Source organism: Kribbella speibonae (assembly GCF_004331375.1).
In the GTDB taxonomy this organism is placed as follows: Bacteria; Actinomycetota; Actinomycetes; order Propionibacteriales; family Kribbellaceae; genus Kribbella; species Kribbella sindirgiensis.
The window spans coordinates 998,540-1,023,264 of sequence record NZ_SJKC01000003.1; the positions used below are offsets into that span (position 1 = coordinate 998,540).

Consider the following 24,725-nt stretch of genomic DNA (forward strand, 5'->3'; position numbering starts at 1 on the left):
GTCAGCGCTGAACTTCAACAAACCGTTGACGCTGGAGTGGCTCTGTGTCAATCTGTCGCCACGCGGAATCATATTTCCGGAAGGCGGAATTCCATGACCTCCAGCACTCCTGCGACTGCCCGCCCCGAAGATGAGCGGCTGCCGTTCGCGCAGCTGCTCGTCTACGGCACCCAGCACATCCTGACGATGTACGGCGGGCTGATCGCGCCGCCGTTGATCGTCGGGACCGCGGCCGGGTTGTCCGCGCCGGACATCGGGCTGCTGGTGACGGCGGGGATCTTCGTCAGCGGGCTCGCGACGCTCCTGCAGTCGCTGGGGCTCGGGCCGTTCGGTGCGCGGCTGCCGATCGTGCAGGGGATCTCGTTCGCGAGTGTGTCCACGATGGTGTCGATCGCCTCGCGCGACGGCGTCCGCCCGGTGTTCGGCGCGATCATCGTGGCGGGGGTGATCGGCGTGATCGCCTCGTCGTTCTTCGCCCATCTGGTGAAGCTGTTCCCGCCGGTCGTCACCGGGTCGATCATCACGGTCATCGGGGTGTCGCTGCTGCCGGTCAGCTTCGACTGGGCGCTCGGCGGCGTCGGCGCCAAGTCCTACGGAGATCCCGGCAACATCGCGCTGGCCGGGATCACGCTGCTGGTCATCCTGGTGATCAGCAGACCCTTCCAGGGTTTCGTGTCCCGGCTGTCGATCCTGATCGGCATGGTCGCCGGCACGCTGATCGCCGTCCCGTGGGGCAAGGCCGACTTCTCGTCAGTGGGACAGGGGAAGGTCGTCTCGTTCCCGCCGATCTTCGGCCTCGGTACGCCGATCTTCGACATCGGGGCGATCGTCGCGATGACGATCGTGATCTTCGTGATCATGACCGAGACGATGGCCGACATCCTCGCGATCGGTCAGATCGTGGAGACGCCGGTCGACCACAAGCGGGTCGCCAACGGCCTGCGGGCGGACATGCTGTCGAGCACGGTCGCTCCGGTGTTCGGGGCGTTCCCGGCCAGCGCGTTCGCGCAGAACGTCGGCCTGGTGGCGATCACCGGCATCAAGTCCCGCTTCACCGTCGCGGTCGGCGGCGGCGTCCTCGTACTGCTCGGGCTGGTCCCGATGTTCGGCCGGGTCGTCGCCGCGATCCCAGCGCCGGTGCTCGGCGGCGCCGGGATCGTCCTGTTCGGCTCGGTCGCGGCGAGCGGCATCCGCACGCTGGGGCGGGTCGAGTACGGCGACAACCTGAACCTGGTCGTCATCGCGGTGTCCCTCGCGATGGGTCTGGTCCCGATCGCGCGCCCGCACTTCTGGGACGAGCTCCCGTCCGGCGTCGGCGTCGTCCTCGACTCGGGCATCAGCGCCGCCGCGGTCACCGCCGTACTCCTCAACCTGTTCTTCAACCGCTGGCGCGCACTGGCCAAGGACCACCCGTCCGTCTTCGCCGCCGCTCCCGACGAACGCGGCACTCCGCTGCCAGGTACCTCCGAGTCCTGACTGGAACTGCCTAGGTCGAGCACTTGACGTGCAGTTACGCGCACTGGCTAACTGGCTTCACCCGCCCATGCCCGAGGAGACTCGATGCGCCTGCTCCGGTCTGCTGTCTGCGTGTTCGCCCTGGTCGCCCCGCTCGCACTTCTGCCGCAGCCCGCCGGTGCGGCCGGTCCCGCGGCCGCTGCGGTCTCGCCCCAGCCGCAACAACTCGTGCCACGTCCAGACGGCTTCCCGCTCACTCCGGTGGTCGGCCTGGTCCGCACCGCGCGGTCCGATGCGGACGCGGAGCGCGTCGTACGCCAGGCACTGAACCGCGCCGGCGTGACGAACATCCGGACCACGAACGGCAGCGACCCCGGTACGCCGACGACCATCTGGCTGGGCCGTGACCCGTCGGTGCTCCGCGCCCTGCGGGTTGCGGACAGCACCGGCCTGCCCGTCGAGGGGTACGTCCTCGCCGCCGGACGCGACCGTCACGATCGCGGTCACGTGGTGCTCGACGGCGTCGACTCCGACGGCACGTACTACGCGGCGCAGTCGCTCGCCCAGCTGATCCAGGCCCGCCCCGGTCGCGACTGGATGCCCGGCGTCGCGATCCGGGACTGGCCGACGATGCGCTACCGCGGCGCGATCGAAGGTTTCTACGGCACGCCGTGGTCGCACGCGGACCGTCTCGACGAGCTCAGCTACCTCGGCGACCATCGCATGAACACGTACGAGTACGCGCCGAAGGACGACCCGTACCACCGCGAGCAGTGGCGCGACCCGTACCCGGCCGACAAGCTCGCCCAACTCGCGGAGCTCGTCACACGGGCGCGCCAGAACAAGGTGGACTTCACTTTCGCGCTCTCGCCGGGCCTGTCGATCTGCTACACCTCGGACGCCGACTTCCAGGCCCTGGTCGCGAAGTTCCAGGCGCTGTACGACGTGGGCGCGCGGTCGTTCAACGTGCCGCTCGACGACATCGACTACAACTCGTGGCACTGCGATGCGGACAAGACGAAGTACGGAACGGGCGGAGGCGCCGCCGGCCGGGCGCAGAGCGATCTGCTGAACCGGGTGCAGCGCGAATGGGTGGAGACGAAGGCGGACGTCGCGCCGCTGCAGATGGTGCCGACGGAGTACTACAACGTCAGCGAAACGCCGTACAAGAAGGCCCTGCGGGAGCAGCTCGACACCGACGTGGTCGTGCACTGGACCGGGATCGGCGTGGTGCCGCGGACGATCACGGCGGCGCAGGCCGCCCAGGCGAAGGCCGTGTTCGGCCACGACATCCTGATCTGGGACAACTACCCGGTCAACGACTACGCGGCCGGCCGGTTGCTGCTCGCGCCGTACAGCGGCCGGGAGCCCGCCATCGCCGATCACGTCGCCGGCGTCATCTCGAACCCGATGAACCAGGCGGCGGTCAGCAAGATCGCGCTGTACTCGTTCGCCGAGCTCGGCTGGAATCCGGCGAAGTACGACGCCGATGCGTCCTGGCGCCGCGCCCTGGCCGAGCAGGCCGGCGGCAACCAGGCGACAGCCGCGGCGTTGCAGGTGTTCGCGGATCTGAACACGTACGACGGCACGCTGCATCCGGAGAGTGCGCCGGTGTTCGGTGCGGCGGTCGAGCATTTCTGGCAGCGCTGGCGCTCCGGGCAGCGCGCCCAGGCGATCGCCGGACTGCGGCCGCGGGTGGCTGCGATCACTGCCGCGCCGGGAACGATCCGGGCCGGAGCGGATCCCGCGTTCGCCGCCGAGGCGGAATCGTGGCTCAAGGCAACGGAGTTGTGGGGACAGGCGATGGGCCGCGCCCTGGATCTGCTCGCGGCGATGGACGCCGGCGACGGAGCGTCGGCCTGGACCAAGCGGCAGCAGATGAGCGGTCTCGTCACCGCGGCCAAGGCGATCCGGGACGGCCGGCTGCCGCACAGCGGCACCTATCCGCGGATCGGCGAACGGGTCGTCGACGAACTGATCGCCGAGACCGGCCGCGTCCACGACCGCTGGCTCGGCGTGCAGCCGGGCCGCACCGCGACGACGAACCTGGGGACCTACCAGGACAACGTGCCGGCGCGGATGGTCGACGGCGATCCGAACACGTTCTTCTGGAGCAACGGCGCACCCGATCAGGGCTCCGAGGTGCGGGTCGATCTCGGTGAGCCCGCGACGATCGGCGCGATCGAACTGCTGATGGGCAAGGCGTCCAGCCCGAACGACTACATCCAGTCGGGTGCGTTGGAGTACTCGCTCGACGGCACGCGCTGGACCGAGTTGACGCGCGCCACCACGGCGGAAGTCCGGACCACGGCACCGGCGGGCACGACCGCGCGCTACGTGCGGTACCGGTCGTTGTCCGCGACCGACTTCTGGGTCGTGGTTCGAGAGTTCTCGGTGGAGACGATCGGCGGGCGGAAGACCACGCTGACAGCCGGTGGTACGCCGGCGCCCGCGCCAGGATCGTCGTACCAGCGTGCCGTGGACGGGAACTTGGAGACTGCCTACGTTCCGGTCGCGACGCCTGGTGCCGGCGATGCGTTGACCGTCGGTCTGTCGGCGCCGAGGGAGCTGGCTGGTCTCACGATCCTCCAACAGTCGGCAAACGTGGGGTCGGCGGACGTGGAGGTCCAGGTCGGGGGAGCCTGGCAGCGGATCGGCTCGGTGTCATCGGCGTACGCCGAGGTGCCTGCGAACGATCTCCGCGCCGAGGCCGTACGGCTGGTGTGGAAGAGCGGAACCCCGGCCATGGCCGAGATCGTGCCGCTGTGGAGTGACACGCCGCTCGCCGGGCTGCACGTCGACGCGGACCGGGCCGATGTGGTCCGCGGTACGGCGTCGAGTTTCGTGGTCGACATCTCGGCCGAACGCGGCGCCGACGTGACCGGCACCTTGCGCGTGACCGCGCCGGCGGGATGGATCGCGGAGCCGGCCAGTACGCCGGTCGCCGTCAAGCGCGGATTCACCCAATCCGTCACCGTGAAGCTGACACCTCCCGCCGACGCAGCCCTTGCCGACGTGGACATTCCGGTGACCTTCACCTCCGGCGCGACGACCTTCGACGCCGTACTGCGCGTCGCCGTACGCCCCCGCACCGGTGCCGCCAACGCGGCCCTGGATCGCCCGGCCGTTGCCTCGAGCATCGAACCCGGTACGTCGTTCACGGCGGATCTCGCGGTCGACGGAGATCCCGCCACGCGCTGGGCATCCGGCTACGACGACGCGTCCTGGTTCCAGGTCGACCTCGGTACGTCGACGCGCCTCGGCAAGCTCGTGCTGCGGTGGGAGGCGGCGTACGGCTCGGCGTACCGGGTGCAGGTCTCGGACGACGCGAGTACCTGGACGACCGCGACCGAGGTGACGGACGGCGACGGCGGGACCGACACGCTCTGGCTGGACACCACCGCGCGCTACGTCCGGATGCAGGGCGTCCATCGCGCGACGCAGTACGGCTACTCCCTCTACGAGCTCGAGGTCTACCCGGCAATCTGACCTCTCCTCTTGCGGTGGCGGGGTGTGGCGCGCTATCAATGCCTTTTGGCGATTAGGAAAGTTTCCTAACAGTCGAGCGCACCCTCCCTGACTGGGCTCAGCCCACCCGGACGAAGGAGAAGAGCATGCGTACGCATTCGTTCAAGAGGTTCGGACCGCCCTCACGGGTCGCCGGACGGATCGTGACAGCGCTGGCGCTGGCGGCCGTACCGGCAACCGTGTTCCTCGGCGTCGGTCACGCGGCCGAGGCGGCGGATCTGGACGATCCGGTGAAGAAGGAAATCGCCCAGCAGATCGTTTCCTCCGCGGAGAACTCGTCGCTGAACTGGCGGGACCAGTTCGATTACATCGAGGACATCGGCGACGGCCGCGGCTATACGGCCGGCATCATCGGTTTCTGCTCGGGGACGCACGACATGCTCGAACTGGTCGAGTACTACACCGATCAGGTGCCGGACAACCCGCTTGCGGAGTACCTTCCGGCGCTCCGTGAGGTCGATGGCAGCGACTCGCACGAGGGGCTCGACCCCGGCTTCACCGACGCCTGGAAGCAGGCGGCCGCGACGACGGAGTTCCAGGCCGCGCAGGAACACGAGCGCGACCGGGTCTACTTCAACCCGGCGGTCACGCAGGCCAAGCAGGACGGGCTGCGGACGCTGGGTCAGTTCGCGTACTACGACGCCATCGTCATGCACGGTGAGGGCGGACTCGACAGCATCCGCGCCGACGCCAGGGATCACGCCGACACTCCAGCCGACGGCGGCGACGAGACGGAGTACCTGAACGCCTTCCTCGACGCACGCGTCGTCGAGATGAAGAAGGAGGAGGCGCACGAGGACACCAGCCGGGTCGACACCGCACAACGGGTCTTCCTCGACAACGGCAACCTGGATCTCAACACGCCACTGGCCTGGGCGGTGTACGAAGAGCCGTTCCGCATCGACACCGACCCGGACCCCGGCACCGATCCCGGACCGGACCCGGCCGGTGTGCTGATCTCGCAGCACCGGCCGACCACCTCGTCCTCGACCGAGGACTCGACGCTGACCGCCGACCGCGCCGTCGACGGCAACACGTCCACGCGCTGGGCGAGCGCCGAAGGCTCCGATCCGCAGTGGATCCGGGTCGATCTCGGAGCGGGAGCAACCGTTGCGAAGGTCAAGCTGACCTGGGAGGCCGCGTACGCGAAGGCCTACCGGGTCCAGATCTCCGCCGACGGCTCGACCTGGACGAACCTGGCCACCGAGACGGCAGGTAACGGCGGCACCGACGAGTGGTCGAACCTCAACGGCCAGGGCCGGTACCTGCGCATCTACGGGACCGCGCGCGGCACGACATACGGCTACTCCCTCTACGAACTCGAAGCCTTCGGCAAGACCGCCTAGCCCTGACCGGCGGCGACCCCGTGGAACATGAGAAGTCTGTAATGTTCCGCTCATGCGGTTCTTCGGGAGGGATCGCAGGCTTTGAGGATGCGGTCTCCACGCGTGATCTACGGGGTCGTCGCCGGTGTCCTGGTGGTGGCCGGGTTTGTGCTGCCCCGGTACCTGGCCGGGCGGTCCGCGCCGGAGCTTGGTGACACGGTTGTCGTCCCGGCACCTTCGAGCACAGCGCGCAGTACGCCGACGCCCAGTACGCCGACGCCGAGACCGACGGTCACAGGTGCGTCGCCGGTCGCGCCGCCGCCGGCCCGGACGGCTGGGGTGGACGACGATGATGACGGTGTGGACGACCCGGACGACGATGGCTGACCGCCGCCCGGTGGTCAGCGCCCGGGTGCGGATCATCGGCTGGATGTTCGGCGTCCTCACTCTCGCCCTGGGCGCTCTGGTCTTCCTCACCTGGCAGGTGCTCGCGGCCCGCGCCGACGACTCCGCGGACGAAGAACTCACCCATGAGGCGAACAAGTTCCGCGCCTTCGCGGCCTCACCCGCCGCCGCGTCCTTCCAGCGCCCGGAGGACCTGCTGGACCGCTGGCTGCAGAGCAATCTGCCGGACGATTCCGAGGCGCTCTTCACCATCGTCAACGGCAACCCGTACCACCGCAGCCAGGGCAGTCCGCCCGCCCGCCTCGACACCGACACGGCCTTCGTGCAGCGCCTCGCCGGCGCGAAAGAACCGGCGTACGGCTGGGTCGACAGCACCGCGGGCCGCGTCCGGTACGGCGTACTCCCGGTACGGATCGGGGCGCAGCCGGTCCAGGCGCAGCTCGTCGTGCTCGAGTTCCGGGACCTGATCGCGCAGCCGTCGATGGACGCGGCCCGCGCGCTGGTGATCATCGCCGCGATCACGCTGGTGCTGGCCGCCGGCGCCAGCTGGCTGGTCACCGGCCGGGTGCTGGCCCCGATCCGGCAGTTGCGGACGACGGCCGAGCGGATCAGCGAGACCGATCTGCGGCGCCGGATCGATGTCGTGGGCAACGACGATGTCGCGCATCTGGCGCGGACGTTCAACACGATGCTGGACCGGCTCGAGGACGCGTTCGTCGCGCAGCGCGAGTTCGTCGACAACGCGGGCCACGAGCTGCGGACGCCGATCACGGTGATTCGCGGGCACCTGGAACTGATGGGCGACGACCCGCGGGACCGCGCCGAGACGAAGGCGCTGGTCCTGGACGAGCTGGCCAGGATGAACCGGATGGTCGACGACCTGCTGGTGCTGGCGAAGAGCGACCGGCCCGGGTTCCTCGAACTCGGCGAGGTCAATCTGACCGAACTCGTCGTCGAGGTGGTGGCCAAGGCGCGACCGCTGGCCGAGCGGGCCTGGCGGGTCGCGGCGACCGCGGACGCGACGATCGTCGCCGACGGGCAGCGGCTCACGCAGGCCCTGATGCAGCTGGTGTCCAACGCGGTCCGGCACACGAAGACCGACGACCGGATCGAGGTCGGGTCGTACGTCGACGCCGACGGGAGCGTGCTGCTGTGGGTGGCCGACTCCGGGCCGGGGGTTCCGCCGGAGGATCGCGAGCGCATCTTCGAGCGGTTCGCCCGCGGGACGGCGCAGCGCCGTACCGAAGGCGCCGGGCTGGGGCTGGCGATCGTCCGGTCGATCGCCCGGGCACACGGTGGCGACGTCCGGCTGGCGGCCGGGCCGGGCGCGCGGTTCGAGCTGACGTTACCGGGCGGAGTGGAGGCGGAATGAACCGGATTCTGATCGCCGAGGACGAGGAGCGGATCGCCTCGTTCGTCGAGCGCGGCCTGCGCAGCAACGGGTTCGTGACGACGGTGGTCGGCGACGGCGAGACGGCGTACCAGGAAGGTGCTACCGGCAACTACGACCTGATGGTCCTGGACATCGGGCTGCCGCGGGTGGACGGGTTCACCGTGCTGCGACGGTTGCGTGAGGCAAGGGTCGCGCTGCCGGTGGTGATCCTGACCGCGCGCGACAGTGTCCGGGACAAGGTCGCCGGGCTGGAGGGCGGAGCGGACGACTACATCGCGAAGCCGTTCGCGTTCGAGGAACTGCTGGCGCGGGTCCGGCTGCGGCTGCGCAGCGAAGGGACGCCGGACGCGAACATCCTGCAGGTCGGCGAACTCAGCCTGGACCTGCGGACCCGGCGCGCGTTCGTCGACGGCGCGTCGATCGACCTCACCGCGCGGGAGTTCCTGCTCGCCGAGGTGTTCTGCCGCCACCCCGATCAGGTGCTGTCCCGCGAACAGCTGCTCTCGCAGGTCTGGGGCTTCGACTTCGACCCGGGCTCGAACGTCGTCGACGTCTACATCCGGTACCTGCGCCGCAAACTCGGCGCCGAGCGGATCCAGACGGTGCGCGGGATGGGGTACCGCCTGCTTCCGTGAGAGCTCTCTCACGATCGCCTCAGCGAGGTCTCACCCGTGGCCGGAAAGGTGGAAGCAACATCAGCCACCTGGAGGAAACCATGTCCGGTCTGGGACTCGCGATACCCGCCGATCTGCTCGCCATCGGTCTGCTTGCCTATGGCACCTACTTCCGCCGCTACCACCGCCGCGACCTGCTGCTCGCGTACGTCGCGCTGAACGTCGGCGTACTCGCGGTCACCGCGATGCTGGCCGGCAGCGGCGCCGGGGTGGGCCTCGGGCTGGGGTTGTTCGGGATCCTGTCGATCATCCGGCTTCGCTCGGACTCGATCACCCAGGAAGAGGTCGCGTACTACTTCATCTCGCTGGCCCTCGGCCTCGTCAACGGCCTGCACCCCGGTCCGTTCTGGGTCGCGCCCGCGTTGAGCTTCCTGCTGGTCGCCCTGATGTACGTCGTCGACCACCCGCGGCTCACGCTGCGGTCGCGGCGGCAGCGGGTCGTTCTCGACCAGGCGTATCCGGATGTCCGTGACGTCGGCCCGGCGCTCGAGCGGCTGCTGCGCGCCGACATCCGGTACTTCGTCGTACTCGATCTGGATCTGGTCACCGACACGACCGTCGTCGACGTGCGCTACCGGATCCTGCCGGACGCACCGGCCGCCGTCCGTCCGTTCCAGCGGTACGCGTCGTGAGGACGCGGGCCGCGGTGACCGGCGTGCTCGCCGAGATGCAGCCGATCTCGTTGACGGAGGTGCTGGCAGAGGCGGCGCTGCAGGTCCGGGTGGATCGCAAGTACCTGGTGCCGATCGGGGTCTTCGTCGAGCTGGTGAACCGGCTCCGCGACCGGTTCGCCGTCCTGGAGATCGACGGGCAGCGCAGCTTTCAGTACGAGTCCGTGTACTTCGACACGCCGTCGCTCGGGCTGTACCGGCAGCACCTCCAGCGCCGGCGCTACCGGTACAAGGTCCGCACGCGCACCTATCTGGACAGCGGCGAGTGCAGCTTCGAGGTGAAGCTGAAGGGCAATCGCTCCGAGACGATCAAGTCCCGACTGCCGTACGCCGCCGCGGATCGCGGACGGTTGACGGGTCCCGCCCACGATTTCCTGGCCGAGCAGCTCAGGACGGCGTACGGCGTGGGTCCCGTCGACGGACTGCGGCCGGCTCTGGTCACGACGTACCGCAGAAGCACACTCACCGACCCGACAGCCCATGAGCGCCTGACCTGCGACATCGACCTGCGCTTCTCCAACGCGGCCAACTCGATCGACGTCCTCCCCGAAACCGTCCTCGTCGAAAGCAAAACCAACGGCCGCACCGGCTCCGCAGACGCCGTACTACGAGACCTCCGAGTCCGCCCGATCCAGGTCAGCAAGTACTGCGTAGCCGCAGCCCTCCTCAACCCAACCCTCCGCTCCAACCCCTGGCACCGAACCGTCCACCACTTCAGCGGCGGGTGCCGGCTTCGGTCATGATCTTGTGGGCTTCTGGGGGGAAGGTGCCGTCGGTGATTTGGGTGTTGTTGATCAGTTGGTTGTTGAAGCCGGGGCCTTCGGGGTTGCGGGCCGGGCCGATGTCCCACCAGTTGCCGGTGACCAGGTTGTCCTTGGTGTTGAAGGTGTCCGGGTCATCGGCGTCGGCGTTGACGTAGACCCAGCGGCTGCTCCCGAGGAACACGTTGTCGCGCATCACGACGTACCGCGTGCCCTGGTCGATGAGGGCGCCGAACGTGGTCCGGCTGTCGTACACGTAGTTGCGCTCGATCACGGTGCCGGGGCTGGACGACAGCGTGTAGATACTGCCGCCGTCGTGCATCGCCTGCTTGGTGTCGTGGATCAGGTTGTAGGCGACGTAGTTCTCCCGGAACGTCGTCGGCGTCCGGTAGATCGGCTGGTAGTTGTAGAGCCCGGCCTCGAGGTAGTACTTGTTGCCGCCCGGGTCGTTGATACCCCATCCCCAGCCGATGTCGACACCGTCGTACGGCAGGTCGGTGAGGGTGTTGTGGGTGATCGTCGCGCGGGTGACGTACGTCGACAGGATGCCGGCGTTGTCCCGGTAGTTCTTCGAGACGCCCTGGACGGTGTTGTCGACGATGCGTACGTCGTGGTTCGTCATCCGCGGGTCCCGCGGGTGGTGCGCGTCGGGCTGCACGCCGCCGGCCACGATCGCCGACGCGGCGCTGTTGGTGAAGCTGTTGCCGCGGACATCGATCTCCGCGGCGCCGTACCCGATGCCGGAAGCGTGCGCGTTCGGGTCCATGCCGAGGCCGAGCCCGACCGACCCGAGTTGCTCGAAGCTGTTGCCGTCGAACGTGACATGTTCCGCGGCCGACACCTGGACGGCGGCCGGGATCTGGTGCCATTCGTTGCGGGTCTTCTCGAACTCGGGACAGCCGTCCTGGCAGCTGGTCAGGAAGTCGGCCGGCTTGGCGTACTCCCCGACGATGTGCGCGCCGCTCTGCTGGTCGACGTACCCCTGCGGGCCGCTCGGGAAGTTCCAGGTGGTGTGCGCGAACGTGAGGTTGCTGAAGGCAAGGTTCTGGACGGGGTCGCGGTAGCTGCCGCTGATCTGCACCAGCGACTCCAGGCGTGGCAGCCGGACGTCGGTCGCCGCCATCGACTGCCCGTCGGCCGGCCGGTAGAAGACCTTGCCTTTCGCGGAGTCGAGGTACCACTGGTTCGGGCCGGAGATCAGCTCGTACGCGTTGTTCAGGTAGACCGCACCGCGGTTGTACGGCGACTTGAGCGTGTCGTACCCGAAGTTGTTGTTGTCCCAGGCCGGCTGCTCCATCACCAGGGTGCTGCCGTCGACCGTCTGGACAGGGGAGTAGCGGTCCGTGAACGAGCCCAGCTCCTCGATCTCGAGGTCGCCGGGATTCGACAGCCCGGCGATGCGTTCGGCCAGTGCCGGATCGTTGACCGTCAGGCCGCGCTGGCTGAAGACCAGGTGGTCGCGGGTCTTCTTCGACTCCGCGAGGAGCAGCTGGGTGCGCTCCGCGAGCTGCCCGTCGACGTACAGCTGGCGCGACCGGCTGCCGACCGGCACGTCGGCGGACCAGATGTTCTTCGCGGGGTCGGTCAGCGTCCAGCCGGTCACCTTGGAGCCGCCGGACAGTACGGCGTGCTGACCGGGAACGCTCTGCCAGATGACGGTGTGGCCGTTGCGGCCGCCGTCGCGGGATCCGAAGCGCAGCGGTTTCTTGAGTTCGTAGGTGCCGCCGGCCAGCAGGACGCGGACGTCGGCGGTGGAGTTCTTTGCCCGGGCCAGCGCCTGGGCGGCGTCGAGAGTGCGGACGACCTGGTCGGCGTGCAGGTCCTTGGGCTTCTTGCCGTCGGGGGAGACCAGGATGACGGTGGTCGGCCGCGTGACGGCCGAGGTGGGCGGGGCGGAGAGGGCGGCGGCGCCGAGGACCAGCGCGCAGGCGGCGGCGATCACTCGGAGCGGACGAGGTCGGGTCATGCTTGACTCCTGTGTCGTCTGTTGTCTGACATCTGTCAGCGGCAAACTAGAAGCGACCCCTGGATCGGTCAACAGCTGATCTCGATCACCGAGACCACTGTCCGAAGTTGGCCTTAGGTGCGCGGGAGGGGGCGGCGGCGTTGCCAGGCGGCGTTGATGTGGTTGGTCATCGCTTCGGCGGCGCCGGCGGGGTCGCGGTCGAGGATCCGTTCCAGCACGATCCGGTGCTCACCGTTCGTCGTCCGGACGTCGTCCACGCTCGGGTGGCCCTGGTAGCGCATGCTGGTCCGGGCCTGACTGTGCACCGTGCTCACGATCGACCGGGCCAGCCGGTTCCCGGACGCGGCCATGATCCGGTCGTGGAACTCGACATCGGTCTCGATGAAGACCTCGGGGCGTGCCGTGTCGGCCTCGAGCCGGTGGAAGATCGCCTCGATCGCCGCGCGGTCCTCGTCGGTCGCCTGCGTCGCGGCCAGCCCGGCCAGGTTGGACTCGAGTGCGACCCGGACGCCGACCAGTTCGTCGAGGATGCCCAGATTCGCGTCGTTGCGGACCGCGGCCGCGAGCACGGCGGAGTCCAGCAGGTTCCAGTTCGAGTCGTCCTTCACCACGGCGCCGATCCCGCGGCGGACCTCGACCAGACCCTTGGCCTCGAGCAGTTTGACCGCCTCGCGGACCGTGATCCGGCTGACCTGGAACTGCTCGGACAGGGCGGATTCCGGCGGGAGTACGGCGTTCGGCTGGATCGCGCCGGACACCACGCCGTCGAGGATCGACTCGACCACGAGGTCGGCCAGTCGCGCCGGGCGTTGCGCGGCCGCCGCCGGGGCGAGTCGCACGGTTGCTTGCCCGGGAGCCTCTCCGGGGTCCGACGCCATGATGCCTCCCGAGTTCGCCTGCACCGATGTCTGTCACCGGATTCTCGCCCATCCTTCAGCAGTCAACAAACTCTTGACAACAGACAACAGACAACTAACATCAAACCGAGCCGAAGGGCTCGAGGAACTCGACAGAAGGAGGGCGTGTCATGCCGACCGCCTCAGGTTCGACCACCCGCGGGATCCGCGGCTCGCGGCGCGGCTGGTTCGCGGCCGCTCTCGTTCCGGCGCTGGCACTCGTGTCCGCCGCCTGCGGTGCCGCCGCCCCGCAGACCCAGTCCGGCAGTGGGGCGAGCGCCGGCGGTGGGAAGCTCGTCGTCTGGGACTGGCACTCCGGTGACGCGACCACCAAGGAGTACTACGCGAAGGCCAAGGCGGACTTCGAGGCCAAGCACCCGGGTGTCCAGGTCGAGTTCGTCGCACAGCCCTACGACCAGTACTACACGCTGCTCGGTACGGCGATCCAGGCCGGCAAGGGCCCGGACATCTCGATGTTCAACGGCGGCGCCCAGATGCGGGATCGCGCCACGTCCTTGCTGCCGCTGGACGACAAGGTCGGTGACCTGAAGGACCGACTGGTCGGCTGGGACGCGTTCCGCAAGGACAACGCGACGTACGCCGTACCGGTCACCCTGCAAGGCTTCCCCTTCTACTACAACAAGGCCGTCTACAAGAAGGCCGGCCTCGACCCGGAGGCACCGCCGAAGACCCTGGCCGAGTTGCAGACCGCCTGCGCAGCGATCAAGAAGTCCGGGAACGCCTGCTTCAACCTCGGCAACAAGGAAGGCCTCGGCATCGAGTTCTTCCTGTCCGGCTTCGGTCCCGGCGTGTTCAGCCCGGCGCAGTACGACGCTTGGCTGGCCGGCCAGCGGGACTGGAAGTCGCCCGAGGTCAAGCAGATCTTCGACCTGTGGAAGAAGACGAACGACGAGGGCTGGTACAACAAGGGCGTCAACTCGACCGCCATGTTCATGGACCAGTTCACGATGTTCTCCGGCGGCAAGGGCGGCAACGTGATCGGGCTGATCTCCGACACCGCGCACTGGAAGTCGTTCGACGAGTTCCTCGGCCCGGATCTCGGCGTCTACAAGCCGCCGGTGTCGAACCCGGGACAGGTCACCTCGACCTTCCTGCCCGCGGAGGGCGGCATCGGGTACGGCGTGATGAAGTGGACGAAGGATCCGGCGCTCGCGGTCGACCTGGTGAAGAGCCTGGCGAGTACGGACGCGGAGAAGTCGTTCTTCGAGAAGGCCGGCGCGATCGCGGCGGACAAGACCGTCGACACCAAGTCGGTCGACGTGAAGGCCGCCGGCGAGATCGTGTCCTGGCTGCCGGACAGCAAGCCGCTGCTGCACACCGCGCTGTCGGCGAAGACGCTCGACCTCATGCACCGGCTCTCCCAGCAGCTGATCAGCGGTGACGTGACCGTCGACCAGGTGCTGACCCAGCTGGCGGCGTCGGACAAGTGACCCAACAAGTCGCAGGGTCCGGAGAGCAGAGCATGGCAGTACCCGCATCCCGCCGTACGACGGCAGTTCGCCGGTGGCACCTCAGCGAGCACAAGATCGCGGCGCTGGTGCTGGTGACGCCGGCGCTGCTGATCATCGTCGGGCTGCGGATCGTGCCGCTCGTCCTCGGTGCGCAGTACTCGCTCACCGGGGACGGCGACCGCAACGGCCTGTTCGTTGGCCTGGCCAACTACCGGACACTGCTGGACGATCCGGTCTTCCGGACCGCGCTCAGGAACGTGGGCCTGTTGTTCCTGGCGCTGCCGGTCGCGGTCGCCGTACCAGGGCTGCTGGCCACCTTCCTGTTTCTGAAGGTGCCCGGCCACCGGTTCTACCGCAGCGTGTACTTCTTCCCGGTGGTGCTGTCGCCGGTGATCATCGGCGCGATCTTCAACATCCTGCTGTCGTTCGACGGCCCGCTGAACCAGTTGCTCGGTAAAGCCGGGATCGCACCGGTCGACTGGCTCGGCAACTCGCACATCGCGATCCTGTCGGTGATCGGCGTGCACATCTGGGCGACGTTCGGGATGGCGCTGGTGATCTTCATGGCCGGGTTCTCGACGCTGGACCAGTCGTTGCTCGACGCCGCGCGGTGCGACGGCGCGACGCTGCCGCAGACCGTCTGGCACGTGGTGATCCCGGAGCTCAGCCGGACCATCCAGTTCGTCTTCGTGACCACGATGATCGGCATGCTGACCGGGATGTTCGGGCTGGTCTACGTGATGACCGCGGGCGGGCCGGGCGGTGCGACGTACCTGCCGGAGTTCTACATCTGGGTCACGCAGGGGCAGATGAACAGCCCGGCGCTGGCCTCGGCCGCGTCGATGGTGCTGTTCGTGCTGATGCTGCTGGTCGGGCTCGCGCAGATCCGGCTGATCAAGCGCACCACCAAGGAGGTGTGAGCGATGCGCGAACGCGGAATCGGCCGCTGGATCGTCGCGATCCCGATGGCGCTGCTGGCGCTGGCCACGATCTATCCGATGGTGTTCACGCTGAACGTCGCGATGAAGTCGCGTCGCGAGTACGTCCTGGACCGGTTCTCGCTGGCCGATCACCTGACCGCGGCGAACATCGCCGACGCCTGGAACTCGTCCGGTCTCGGGCGCTACACCTTCAACTCGGTGCTGGTCACCGCGGGTTCGGTCGCGCTGTTGCTGCTGCTCGGCTCGATGGCCGGGTACGCGTTCAGCCAGCTCACGTTCCGCGGCCGCCGGTGGCTGTTCCTGGTCTGCCTGGGCGCGTTGATGATCCCGTTCCAGGTGATCATGGTGCCGTTCTTCCGGGTGCTCGGCCAGATCCATCTGCTCGACACGCACGTGGGGCTGATCCTCGCGTACACCGGTCAATTCTTGCCGTTCACGATCTTCCTGATGACGAGTTTCTACTCGCGCATTCCGGCCGAGATCGTCGAGGCGGCGCGCGTCGACGGCAGTACGACGCTCGGCGTGTACCGGCGGATCATGCTGCCGCTCGGACGCCCGGCCCTGCTCTCGGTCGGCATCCTGAACGCCTTGTTCTGCTGGAACGACGTCCTGATCTCGCTGCTGGTGATGCAGTCCGAGCAGCACCGCACGCTGATGGTCGGAGTCACCGCGCTGCGCGGTCAGTACTCCGACAACATCCCGCTCTTCGCCGGCGGAGTGCTCGTCGCGGCCCTGCCCGTGATCGCGATCTACCTGTTCTTCCAGCGCCAGATCACCGACGGCGTCACCGCCGGCTCGACCAAGGGATAGCCAGATGCGCATCACGGGATATCGCACCCTCACCACGGTGCACGACTGGGGCCGACCGATCGGTGACGCGAACGGGGCGGTCGGGTCGGGCAAGACCTCGGTGCCGGTCGTCGTACTCACCACCGATGCCGGCCTCGAAGGGATCGGGCTCGGCTCGCACGAGGGTATCGACACGCTCTTCCCCGCGCTGGACGGCCAGGACCCGCGCGCGGTGGTGGCGCTGTACGACCGGATGCTCGCCTGGGTGTTCAAGCGCGGGCACGCCGGTGCGGTCTTCGGTGCGATCGGCGCACTCGACATGGCGTTGTGGGACCTCAAGGCGAAGGCGGTCGAGCAGCCGTTGTGGCGGCTCCTCGGCGCCCGCGATCACGTCGTACCGGCGTACGCGTCCGGCCTCGACGGTCCACTGGCCGACGACGAACTGATCAGGCTGCACAAGCAGTTCGCGGAGCGTGGTCTGCAGGCGGCGAAGCTGAAGGGCGGGCTCGACGTGGCCGCGGATCTGCGCCGCCTCGATGTGCTGAGCCAGCTCTACCGCGACGCAACCGGGCAGACGCCCGCGCTGATGCTCGACGCGAACGAGTCGTGGTCGCGCAAGGAAGCGGTCCGGCACATCCGGCGGATCGAGGAGCATGTCGACCTCGCCTGGGTCGAGGAGCCGGTACGGCGCTGGGACGTCGACGGGCTCGGGATGGTCACGCGTGCGGTGAAGGCGGCGGTCGCGACCGGGGAGAACCTCACGGGACTCGAACAGTTCCGCCCGCTGGTGACCGCGAACGCCGTGGACATCGTCCAGACCGGCAGCGTCTGGGGGATCACGCATTTCCTCCGGGTGTCCGCGCTGGCGCACGCGTTCGACCTCCCGATCAGCCCGGTGGGGTACGACGCCAATCCGCTCGGTCATGCGGCCGCCGTCGTACCGAACCATCTGTCGATCGAGATCCAGGACCTGGCGCCGCCGGTCGGGATCGGCGTGGACCAGGAGATCACCGACGGCCACCTCGTGCTCGGCGAATCACCCGGCCTCGGCTACACCCTCGACGAGGACGCCGTCGCGCGGCTCGGTGACGCGGGCAGCTGGGACGACGACGCGGGACCGCACGTACGCCCGGATCGCGCCGGCCGCCGGCTGGTCGGCAAACCCGCGATCCGCTCCGGACGATGGGAGACGCAGGAATGAAGTCCGCTGTTGTGACCGGCGCCGGTGGTTCTCTCGGCCGGGCGATCGCGCTCCGGCTGGCTCAGGACGGGTACGGCGTTGCGCTGCTCGACCTGCCCGGTGACGGTCTGGATGAGTCCGAGGCCGAACTGAAGACAGAAGGTGCTCGGTACGGCGTCTTCCCGATCGATCTGCGCGACTCGGCGGCGCTCGTGCGGACGCTCCCCGAGGCCGAGTCCTTGGGTGCGCTCGACGTACTGGTGAACAACGCCGCGATCTATCCCGCGACACCGCTGCTCGACATCTCGCTGGAGGAGTACGACGACGTCGTCGCGGTGAACCAGCGCGCGTACTTCGTCGCCGCGCAGGCCGCCGCCCGCTCGATGCGCGCCCGGCGAGCGGGGTCGATCGTCAACGTCGCTTCGATCACCTGGCACGGCGGCTGGGAGAAGCTGGCCAGCTACGTCAGCACGAAGGGCGCCGCGGTCGCGCTGACCCGGGCACTCGCCCGCGAACTCGGCCCGGACGGCATCCGCGTGAACGCGGTGTCGCCCGGCGCCTTCCCGACGAAGGCAGAAACGATCCACGAGAATCCCGAGGCCTACAACGCCTTCGTCCTCGACCACCAGTCGATCAAACGCCGCGGCACACCGGCCGAGATCGCCTCGGTGGTCTCCTTCCTGGTCGGCCCCGACGCGTCCTTCGTCACCGGCCAGACCCTCAACGTCGATGGTGGATGGGTGATGACATGAACATCTTCGGAGACGAGTTGTCCGTTGCGGCGCTGCGGGAGCGGACGGGTGATCTGGCGAGTGTTGCGGGGGTTCGTGAAGTTGAGTTGAGCAATGGAGTCGAGCGGGGGGTGCGGGCTGTTCAGTTGCGGAGTGCGGCGGGGCTCGAGGTCGAGGTGCTGGTGGATCGCGGTCTCGATCTGGGGGCCGCGCGGTTTCGTGGCGTGCCGTTCGGGTGGCGGTCGGGGAACGGGTTCCGGCATCCGGGTCTGCATGAGAACAACGACGAAGGCGGTTTGTCGTGGTTGCGGGCGCTCGATGGGTTGCTCGTGTCCGGTGGTCTCGACCACACGCTGTTCGGCGCTGAGGTCGACGCCGGTCACTACCGCTATCCGCCGAAGCAGTCCGTGGCGCACGGTCTGCACGGCCGGCTGACCGCGATTCCGGGCCGGTTGCTCGAGGCCGGCGAGGTCTGGGACGGCGACCGGTGCACGCTGCGGGTTCGGGGCGAGGTCGTGCAGGCGACGTCGTTCGGTGAGCATCTGCGGCTGACCCGAACGGTCGAGGTCGATTTCGACGGTCTCGAGATCCGGCTGTCCGATGTCGTGGACAACCTCGGGTACGAGCGCACGCCGCACATGTTCCTGTACCACTTGAACTTCGGCTGGCCGGTGATCGACGCCGGCACCGAGTTCGTCGCCCCGATCGCCGAGACGACCTGGCGCAGCGATTCCGTTGCCGAGCAAGGCGTTTCGTACCGCGTCATGCCCGACCCGAAGCCCGGGTTCGTGGAGCAGGTCTACGAGCACCGCCTGGTGCCAGACCCCGACGGCCGGCATCGGGTTGCGCTGATCCGCGGCGACAGCACGCTCGGCGTCGAGGTGACCTGGGACGCGGCCGCGATGCCGTGCTTCTTCGAATGGCAGAACCTCCGCAGCGGCCAGTACGCCGTCGGCCTCGAACCGTCGACCCACCACGTCACCGGGAACACCGCGGCGCGCGAGGACGGCACGATGACCTGGCTGGAGCACGGCGAGTCGCGGGCGTACAGCACGACGATCCGGGTGCTCGACGGCGCCGAGGCCACCACCGCTGCCCGGGACGCGATCCGCCGCGTCGCCGGCCAGCCCGACTGACGACCTCAGGAGACCCACACTGTGAGCATTCTCGACGGGTACCGCGTGCTCGACTGCTCGATCGCGATGGCCGGTCCGTTCGCGGCCCAGCGCCTCGGTGACCTCGGAGCCGATGTCGTCAAGGTCGAGCCGGTGACCGGTGAGTGGCAGCGGCATGCCGCGGCCGGGGGCGCGAAGGGCAACGCGATCAACGTGTCGTTCCTGTCCCTGAACCGCAACAAGCGCTCGCTGGCCGTCGACCTCAAGGCAGCGGAAGGAAAACGTGTTCTTCGGCGCCTGGTCGAGACCGCCGACGTGTTCCTGCAGAACTACCGGCCGGGCGTCGCGGAACGGCTCGGCGTCGACTACCCGACCCTGTCGGCCATCAACCCCCGCCTGGTCTACGTGTCGATGTCCGGGTACGGCGAGGACGGCCCGCACCGGAACCTGCCCGGTCAGGACTTGTTGCTGCAGGCAAAGTCCGGCGCGATGCTGTCGACCGGACGGCACGGCGAGCCGCCCCAGCCGGCCGGGCAGTACCTCGTCGACGCGGTGACCGCGTCGACCGCGTTCGAGGCGGTGCTCGCCGCGTTGCTGCATCGGGAGCGTACGGGTGAGGGACAGCTGGTGACCGTGAACATGCTCGACGCGATCACGACCCTGCAGATGCAGGAGCTGTCGGTCTTCACGGCCGGAAACGTCCCGCAGCGCAGGGGTTCCGAGCCGCACGCGCACGTGTACATCAGAGCGCCGTACGGAACGTTCAAGACCGCCGACGGATTCCTCGCGCTGGCGATGCCGGATCTGCCGACGCTCGGCCGGGTGATCGGCGAGGACACCTTCCTGGCGATGGATTCCGAGGTGCACGGCTGGACGCATCGCGACGAGATCTTCCGGCTGACCGCCGAGCGTCTGCTCCGGCGGACCACCGACGAGTGGCTCGCGGAGCTGACCGCGGCCGGGATCTGGTGCGGGCCGGTCTACGACTACGAGCAGCTCGTCAACGATCCGCAGATCCGCCACAACGGCACGTTCGTCGAGTACGACCATCCCACCGAGGGACGCGTCAAGACACCGGGCTTTCCGTACGGCTTCGAGAAGACTCCCGCGAAGGTCGAGCGCGGTGCACCGCTCGTCGGGGAACACAGCCGGGAAGTGCTCGCGGAGGCCGGGTTCGGCACGGACGAGATCGCGGACCTGCTGGCGGACGGCGTCGTCGCCGAGACCCCGCTTCCGGATCCGGTGCCGTGATGCCGCGCTACCGAGGACTGACCTGGGACCATCCGCGCGGACGGGACGCACTGGTCGAGGCATCGCGCCAACGCGGGATCGACCTGACCTGGGACGTGCACCCACTGAGCGGCTTCGAGTCCACACCGATCGAGCAACTCGCCGAGGAGTACGACGTGATCGTGCTCGACCACCCGCACCTCGGGGACGCGATACGCCACCTGCAACCGGTCGACGAACTCCTGTACGGCGAATTCGTCGGACCGAGCGTTGCGTCGTACCGGATGAACGGGCACCTGTGGGCGCTGCCGCTCGACGCCGCGACGCAGGTTGCCGCGACCCGTGTGGACCTCGCCGGCGAGACACCACAGCTGTGGTCCGAGGTGATCGCGCTGTCGTATCGGGCGCCGGTGACGCTGTCGCTCGCGGGGCCACACGCGCTGCTCACCTACCTGTCGATCTGCGTCGCGCTCGGGGAGGAACCTGAGTCGTTCAGGCCGTCCGCGACCGGCCGTCGGGCGCTCGACGTGATGTCGGACCTGACCTCTCGCGCCCCGCGGCATTCGCTGTCGCTCGATCCGATCGGCCTGCTGGACGACATGGTGTCGGACGACACCGTCGCGCACTGCCCGTTGGTCTACGGCTATGTGAACTATGCGCCCGCCGTGACGTTCACCGATGCGCCGTCGGAGTGGCTGGGATCCCGGCCGGGCTCGACGATCGGCGGAACAGGGCTGGCGATCACCCAACGGTGCGAGACGTCGCCGGAGCTCTTCGACCATCTCCAGTGGTTGCTTTCAGCAACTGCCCAGGACTCCTTCATCCCGGAACACGAAGGACAGCCCGCCCGCCTGAGCGCGTGGACGTCGGAGCAGGTCAACCAACGGGTCGGGAACTTCTATCGCCGGACGCTGCCGACGATCACGTCAGCCTGGGTCCGGCCAAGGCGTGCCGGCTACATCGGCTTCCAGACCGCGGCGAGTGAGGTGGTCCGCGAGGTCGTGGACGGTGCCGTCTCGACCAGTGCGGGCCTGGATCGGATCGCTACGTTGTGGAAGGGAATCGACCATGAGTGACGAGGTGCTGTTCGAGCAGGAGGGACAGGTCGGCGTCATCACGCTCAACCGGCCGGCGAAGCTCAATGCGGTCACGGCGGAGATGTCGGATGCGCTGGTCGAGTTGGCTCGGCACTGCAACGAGTCCGACGATGTGCGGGCCGTCGTACTGACGGGGGCCGGGCGGGCGTTCAGCGCGGGGTCGGATATCCGGGAGCTCGACAAGTACCCGACGCCGTGGGCGTTCCGGAACCGGGCGGATTACTGCGACTCGCTCAAGGTTCTGCGGAAGCCGGTGGTTGCCGCGGTCAACGGGTTCGCACTCGGCGGGGGGCTGGAGACCGCGCTGATCTGCGATATCCGGCTCGCGTCGACGACGGCGAGTTTCGCGGCTGCGGAGGTGAAGCTGGGATGGATCGGTGGTGGCGGTATGTCGGCGCTGCTGACTCACAGCATCGGGCCGGGTAATGCCTCGCTGATGCTGATGACGGGCGATCCGATCGATGCCTCGCGCGCGCTGAGCTGGGGGCTGGTCAGCGAGGTGCTGGAGCCGGACGCGTTGCTGCCTCGCGCGCTGGAGCTGGCCGGCACGATCGCGTCGCGGGCTCCGATCGCTGTCGAGACCGCCAAGGCGAATGTGGCGGCCGCACTCAACCTGCCGCTCGACCAGGCGGTCGCGTATGAGCGTGATCTGCAGACGGTCTGCTTCGCGACGAACGACGCGGCCGAGGGCCGAGCAGCCTTCGCCGAGAAGCGAGCGCCACACTTCACCCGCTCCTAGGGGGTCAGGTTGCGGCGGATCCAGTTTTCGATGCCGGCGACGTGGGACAGGGCCAGCGCGGCGGCGACGCTGGGCTGTCGGTCGCCGATCGCGAGCGCGATCGCGCGGTGCTCGCGTTGCGTCTGCTCGAAGGAGTCCTCCTGCGTGACCCCGCGCCAGATCCGCGCCTGCTGCGTCCGCCCGGCGACACTGTCGGCGAACGAGCAGAGCACCGGGTTTCCGGCCGCGGTCGCGATCCGGTGATGGAACTCGAGGTCGTTCGCGACGACCTCGCCGACCGGGCTGTCCGCGTCGACAGCCTCGGTCAGCGCGAGTAGTTCCGCCACGTCGTCCGCGCTCATCAGGAGGGCGGCCTTTTCCGCGGCCATCGGCTCGAGAGCCCGGCGTACCTCGAACAGATCGAGGATGCTGGAGTCCTGGTGGAAGTCGATGATGAAGCTCATCGTCTCCAGCAGCAGGTTGGGCGTCAGGCTCGTGACATAGGTCCCGTCGCCGCGCCGGACGTCGAGGATCCGCAGCATCGAGAGCACGCTGACCGCCTCGCGCAGCGGGCTCCGCGAGATGCCGAGCTGCTCCGCGAGATCCGCCTCGCGGGGCAGCTTGTCGCCGGGCTTGAGGCGGCCGTCGAGAATCATCGCCTTGATCTTCTCGATCGCGACATCGGTCAGCGCCATCCGGCTCCCTTCTCAGTCCTTGGGCCGTAGGCGCAGCGTAGCCATCCCGCCGTCGACGGCAAGCGCCGTACCCGCGGTCGAGCCGGACGACGGACCGGCCAGGTAGACGACGGCGAGCGCCACCTCTTCGGCGGAGACCAACCGCCCGTGCGGCTGACGGGCGTCGAGGGCGGCCCGTTCGGCGGCGGGATCGGGGGCCGCGTCGAGCAGGCGCTGCACCCACGGAGTTGCCGCCGTACCGGGGTTGACGCAGTTGACCCGGATCCCTTCGCGGAGATGGTCGGCGGCCATCGCCTGCGTCAGCGACTGCACCGCGCCTTTGGTGGTGGAGTAGAGCGCCCGCTGCGGGATCCCGGTGGTCGCGGCGACCGAGGCGACGTTGACGATCGCGGCGGCCGGCGACTGGCGCAGGTGCGCGAGGGCGGCCCGGCTGACCCGGACCGCGCCCATCACGTTGACGTCGAAGACCCGGTGCCACTGGTCGTCCGGGTTGTCCTCGATCGTGCCCTGTGCGCCGATGCCCGCGTTGTTGACCACCACGTCGATCCGGCCGAACGTGTCGGCGACCTGCTGCACCGCCGCCCGTACGCCGGCGTCGTCCGTCACGTCGGCCTTGATACCGAGCACGCCCTCCGGGACACCGGCGGGTTCGAGGTCGAACGCCGCGACGCGCGCGCCCCGCGCGGTGAGTTCGCGGGCGATCGCCGCGCCGATACCCGAACCGCCTCCGGTGACGATCGCGACCAGCCCGTCGAACTCCCCGCCGCTCATCGACCGGCCTCGAACGCGACGTACTCCTGACGCTGCCGGCCCAACCCGTCGATCTCCACCTCGACGACATCGCCCGGCCGCAGGTACGGGAACCGGCCGGACAACGCCACGCCCTCCGGCGTTCCGGTCATGATCAGGTCGCCCGGGTCGAGCACCATGTACTGGCTCAGGTGATGGATGACCGTGGCGACGTCGAAGATCTGGTCGGCGGTGCTGGAGTCCTGCCGCGCCTCACCGTTGACGAAGCTGCGCAGGGTGAGCTTCTGGTGCTCGACCTCGTCAGGGGTGATCAGCCAGGGACCGACCGGGCTGAAGCCGGCCGCGATCTTGCCCTTGCTCCACTGGCCGCCGGACTGCTCGATCTGGAACGCGCGCTCGGACAGGTCGTTGGCCACCACGAAACCGGCCACGTGCTCCAGGCTGTTCGCGGGGGAGTCGAGGTACGACGCGCGCTTGCCGATCACGACTCCGAGCTCGACCTCCCAGTCCGTCTTCGTGCTGCCCTTGGGGATGGTCACGGGGTCGTTCGGGCCGGCCAGCGTGTTCGGCGCCTTGAAGAAGATGACCGGCGACGACGGCGGCTCGGCGCCGGACTCGGCGGCGTGCGCGGCGTAGTTCATGCCGATGCAGACGATCGCACCCGGCCGGGCGATCGGCGCACCGATGCGCAGGTCGTCCGCGTCCTCGACGAGCGGCAGCTCACCGGCGGCCAGTGCGGTCGCGACGCGGGCCGGACCGTCGGATTCCCAGAATCCGGCGTCGAGGTCCGCGGTGATCCCGGCGAGGCTGCGGACCCCGTCCTCGGTGACGACGACGGGTGCTTCCACACCGACAGGACCCAAGCGGGCGAACTTCATCGTAGGACCTCCAGATCGTATCTTTGGCCGCATCGGACGGGCTGAATTGCGGCTT

Annotated in this window: 22 protein-coding genes; 17 read left to right on the forward strand and 5 right to left on the reverse strand. The window is 68.6% G+C overall.

Translation table 11 applies throughout. The features are described from left to right. Window positions 1-93: 93 nt before the first annotated feature. From E0H92_RS26120 to E0H92_RS26155, 8 genes are all read left to right on the forward strand, one after another. Window positions 94-1,476: a nucleobase:cation symporter-2 family protein gene (locus E0H92_RS26120; protein ID WP_131498001.1), complete on the forward strand. Its 1,383-nt coding sequence runs from the start codon at window positions 94-96 to the stop codon at window positions 1,474-1,476. Between the two features lie 84 nt (window positions 1,477-1,560). Next, the gene (locus E0H92_RS26125) at window positions 1,561-4,944 is read left to right on the forward strand and encodes a glycoside hydrolase family 84 protein (protein ID WP_165549986.1); all 3,384 of its coding nucleotides are present in this window, start codon (window positions 1,561-1,563) and stop codon (window positions 4,942-4,944) included. A gap of 125 nt (window positions 4,945-5,069) precedes the next feature. Continuing rightward, entirely contained in the window at window positions 5,070-6,329 is a 1,260-nt protein-coding gene (locus E0H92_RS45560) for a chitosanase (protein ID WP_131498002.1), read from the forward strand. 87 nt (window positions 6,330-6,416) lie between these two features. Next, window positions 6,417-6,695, forward strand: a complete 279-nt coding sequence (locus E0H92_RS26135; protein ID WP_165549988.1) for a hypothetical protein — start codon at window positions 6,417-6,419, stop codon at window positions 6,693-6,695. Beyond that, window positions 6,658-8,085, forward strand: a complete 1,428-nt coding sequence (locus E0H92_RS26140; protein WP_238152466.1) for a sensor histidine kinase — start codon at window positions 6,658-6,660, stop codon at window positions 8,083-8,085. The genes E0H92_RS26135 and E0H92_RS26140 overlap by 38 nt, the downstream gene beginning before the upstream one ends. After that, window positions 8,082-8,741 (forward strand): response regulator transcription factor, encoded by a 660-nt coding sequence (locus tag E0H92_RS26145; protein WP_131459645.1) that lies wholly within the window; start codon window positions 8,082-8,084, stop codon window positions 8,739-8,741. Before E0H92_RS26140 ends, E0H92_RS26145 begins: the two co-directional genes overlap by 4 nt. A gap of 80 nt (window positions 8,742-8,821) precedes the next feature. Beyond that, window positions 8,822-9,412, forward strand: coding sequence for a DUF4956 domain-containing protein (locus E0H92_RS26150; protein WP_131498003.1), 591 nt, complete (start codon window positions 8,822-8,824; stop codon window positions 9,410-9,412). After that, window positions 9,409-10,194, forward strand: coding sequence for a polyphosphate polymerase domain-containing protein (locus E0H92_RS26155; RefSeq protein WP_202873813.1), 786 nt, complete (start codon window positions 9,409-9,411; stop codon window positions 10,192-10,194). Before E0H92_RS26150 ends, E0H92_RS26155 begins: the two co-directional genes overlap by 4 nt. Here E0H92_RS26155 and E0H92_RS26160 read toward each other — a convergent pair. Together E0H92_RS26160 and E0H92_RS26165 are read right to left on the reverse strand one after the other, a co-directional pair. Then, window positions 10,166-12,178 carry a right-handed parallel beta-helix repeat-containing protein gene (locus tag E0H92_RS26160; RefSeq protein WP_131498004.1) on the reverse strand — a complete coding sequence of 671 codons (2,013 nt, stop codon included), beginning with the start codon at window positions 12,176-12,178 and terminating at the stop codon, window positions 10,166-10,168. The two genes, E0H92_RS26155 and E0H92_RS26160, sit on opposite strands and share 29 nt — an antisense overlap. 113 nt (window positions 12,179-12,291) lie before the next feature. After that, the gene (locus E0H92_RS26165) at window positions 12,292-13,056 is read right to left on the reverse strand and encodes a FadR/GntR family transcriptional regulator (protein WP_131498005.1); all 765 of its coding nucleotides are present in this window, start codon (window positions 13,054-13,056) and stop codon (window positions 12,292-12,294) included. A 149-nt stretch (window positions 13,057-13,205) separates the two neighbouring features. On the opposite strand from E0H92_RS26165, the gene E0H92_RS26170 reads away from it, so the two are divergent. From E0H92_RS26170 to E0H92_RS26210, 9 genes are read left to right on the forward strand one after another with little or no spacing between them, the layout of a single operon-like run. After that, entirely contained in the window at window positions 13,206-14,525 is a 1,320-nt protein-coding gene (locus tag E0H92_RS26170) for an ABC transporter substrate-binding protein (protein ID WP_131498006.1), read from the forward strand. Between the two features lie 32 nt (window positions 14,526-14,557). Then, window positions 14,558-15,466 carry a carbohydrate ABC transporter permease gene (locus tag E0H92_RS26175; protein ID WP_131498007.1) on the forward strand — a complete coding sequence of 303 codons (909 nt, stop codon included), beginning with the start codon at window positions 14,558-14,560 and terminating at the stop codon, window positions 15,464-15,466. Between the two features lie 3 nt (window positions 15,467-15,469). Beyond that, window positions 15,470-16,297, forward strand: a complete 828-nt coding sequence (locus E0H92_RS26180; RefSeq protein ID WP_131498008.1) for a carbohydrate ABC transporter permease — start codon at window positions 15,470-15,472, stop codon at window positions 16,295-16,297. Window positions 16,298-16,301: 4 nt separating this feature from the next. Continuing rightward, window positions 16,302-17,477 carry a mandelate racemase/muconate lactonizing enzyme family protein gene (locus E0H92_RS26185; protein WP_131459637.1) on the forward strand — a complete coding sequence of 392 codons (1,176 nt, stop codon included), beginning with the start codon at window positions 16,302-16,304 and terminating at the stop codon, window positions 17,475-17,477. Beyond that, window positions 17,474-18,208, forward strand: a complete 735-nt coding sequence (locus E0H92_RS26190; protein ID WP_131459636.1) for an SDR family NAD(P)-dependent oxidoreductase — start codon at window positions 17,474-17,476, stop codon at window positions 18,206-18,208. Before E0H92_RS26185 ends, E0H92_RS26190 begins: the two co-directional genes overlap by 4 nt. Continuing rightward, the gene (locus tag E0H92_RS26195; RefSeq protein WP_131498009.1) at window positions 18,205-19,323 is read left to right on the forward strand and encodes an aldose 1-epimerase family protein; all 1,119 of its coding nucleotides are present in this window, start codon (window positions 18,205-18,207) and stop codon (window positions 19,321-19,323) included. Before E0H92_RS26190 ends, E0H92_RS26195 begins: the two co-directional genes overlap by 4 nt. Window positions 19,324-19,344: 21 nt before the next feature. Further along, window positions 19,345-20,553: a CaiB/BaiF CoA transferase family protein gene (locus E0H92_RS26200; RefSeq protein WP_165549990.1), complete on the forward strand. Its 1,209-nt coding sequence runs from the start codon at window positions 19,345-19,347 to the stop codon at window positions 20,551-20,553. Next, a complete protein-coding gene (locus E0H92_RS26205) occupies window positions 20,553-21,608 on the forward strand; it encodes a type 2 periplasmic-binding domain-containing protein (RefSeq protein WP_131498010.1) in 1,056 nt (351 codons plus the stop codon). Before E0H92_RS26200 ends, E0H92_RS26205 begins: the two co-directional genes overlap by 1 nt. Beyond that, complete coding sequence (locus tag E0H92_RS26210) at window positions 21,601-22,368, forward strand: enoyl-CoA hydratase/isomerase family protein (RefSeq protein ID WP_131498011.1); 768 nt, start codon at window positions 21,601-21,603, stop codon at window positions 22,366-22,368. The genes E0H92_RS26205 and E0H92_RS26210 overlap by 8 nt, the downstream gene beginning before the upstream one ends. Here the strand turns inward: E0H92_RS26210 and E0H92_RS26215 are convergent. From E0H92_RS26215 to E0H92_RS26225, 3 genes are read right to left on the reverse strand one after another with little or no spacing between them, the layout of a single operon-like run. Then, on the reverse strand, window positions 22,365-23,042 hold the full coding sequence (locus E0H92_RS26215) for a FadR/GntR family transcriptional regulator (protein ID WP_131498012.1): 678 nt from the start codon (window positions 23,040-23,042) through the stop codon (window positions 22,365-22,367). The genes E0H92_RS26210 and E0H92_RS26215 overlap by 4 nt on opposite strands. A gap of 12 nt (window positions 23,043-23,054) precedes the next feature. After that, complete coding sequence (locus E0H92_RS26220; protein WP_131498013.1) at window positions 23,055-23,813, reverse strand: SDR family NAD(P)-dependent oxidoreductase; 759 nt, start codon at window positions 23,811-23,813, stop codon at window positions 23,055-23,057. Next, the gene (locus E0H92_RS26225; RefSeq protein ID WP_131498014.1) at window positions 23,810-24,670 is read right to left on the reverse strand and encodes a fumarylacetoacetate hydrolase family protein; all 861 of its coding nucleotides are present in this window, start codon (window positions 24,668-24,670) and stop codon (window positions 23,810-23,812) included. Before E0H92_RS26225 ends, E0H92_RS26220 begins: the two co-directional genes overlap by 4 nt. Window positions 24,671-24,725: the final 55 nt, after the last annotated feature.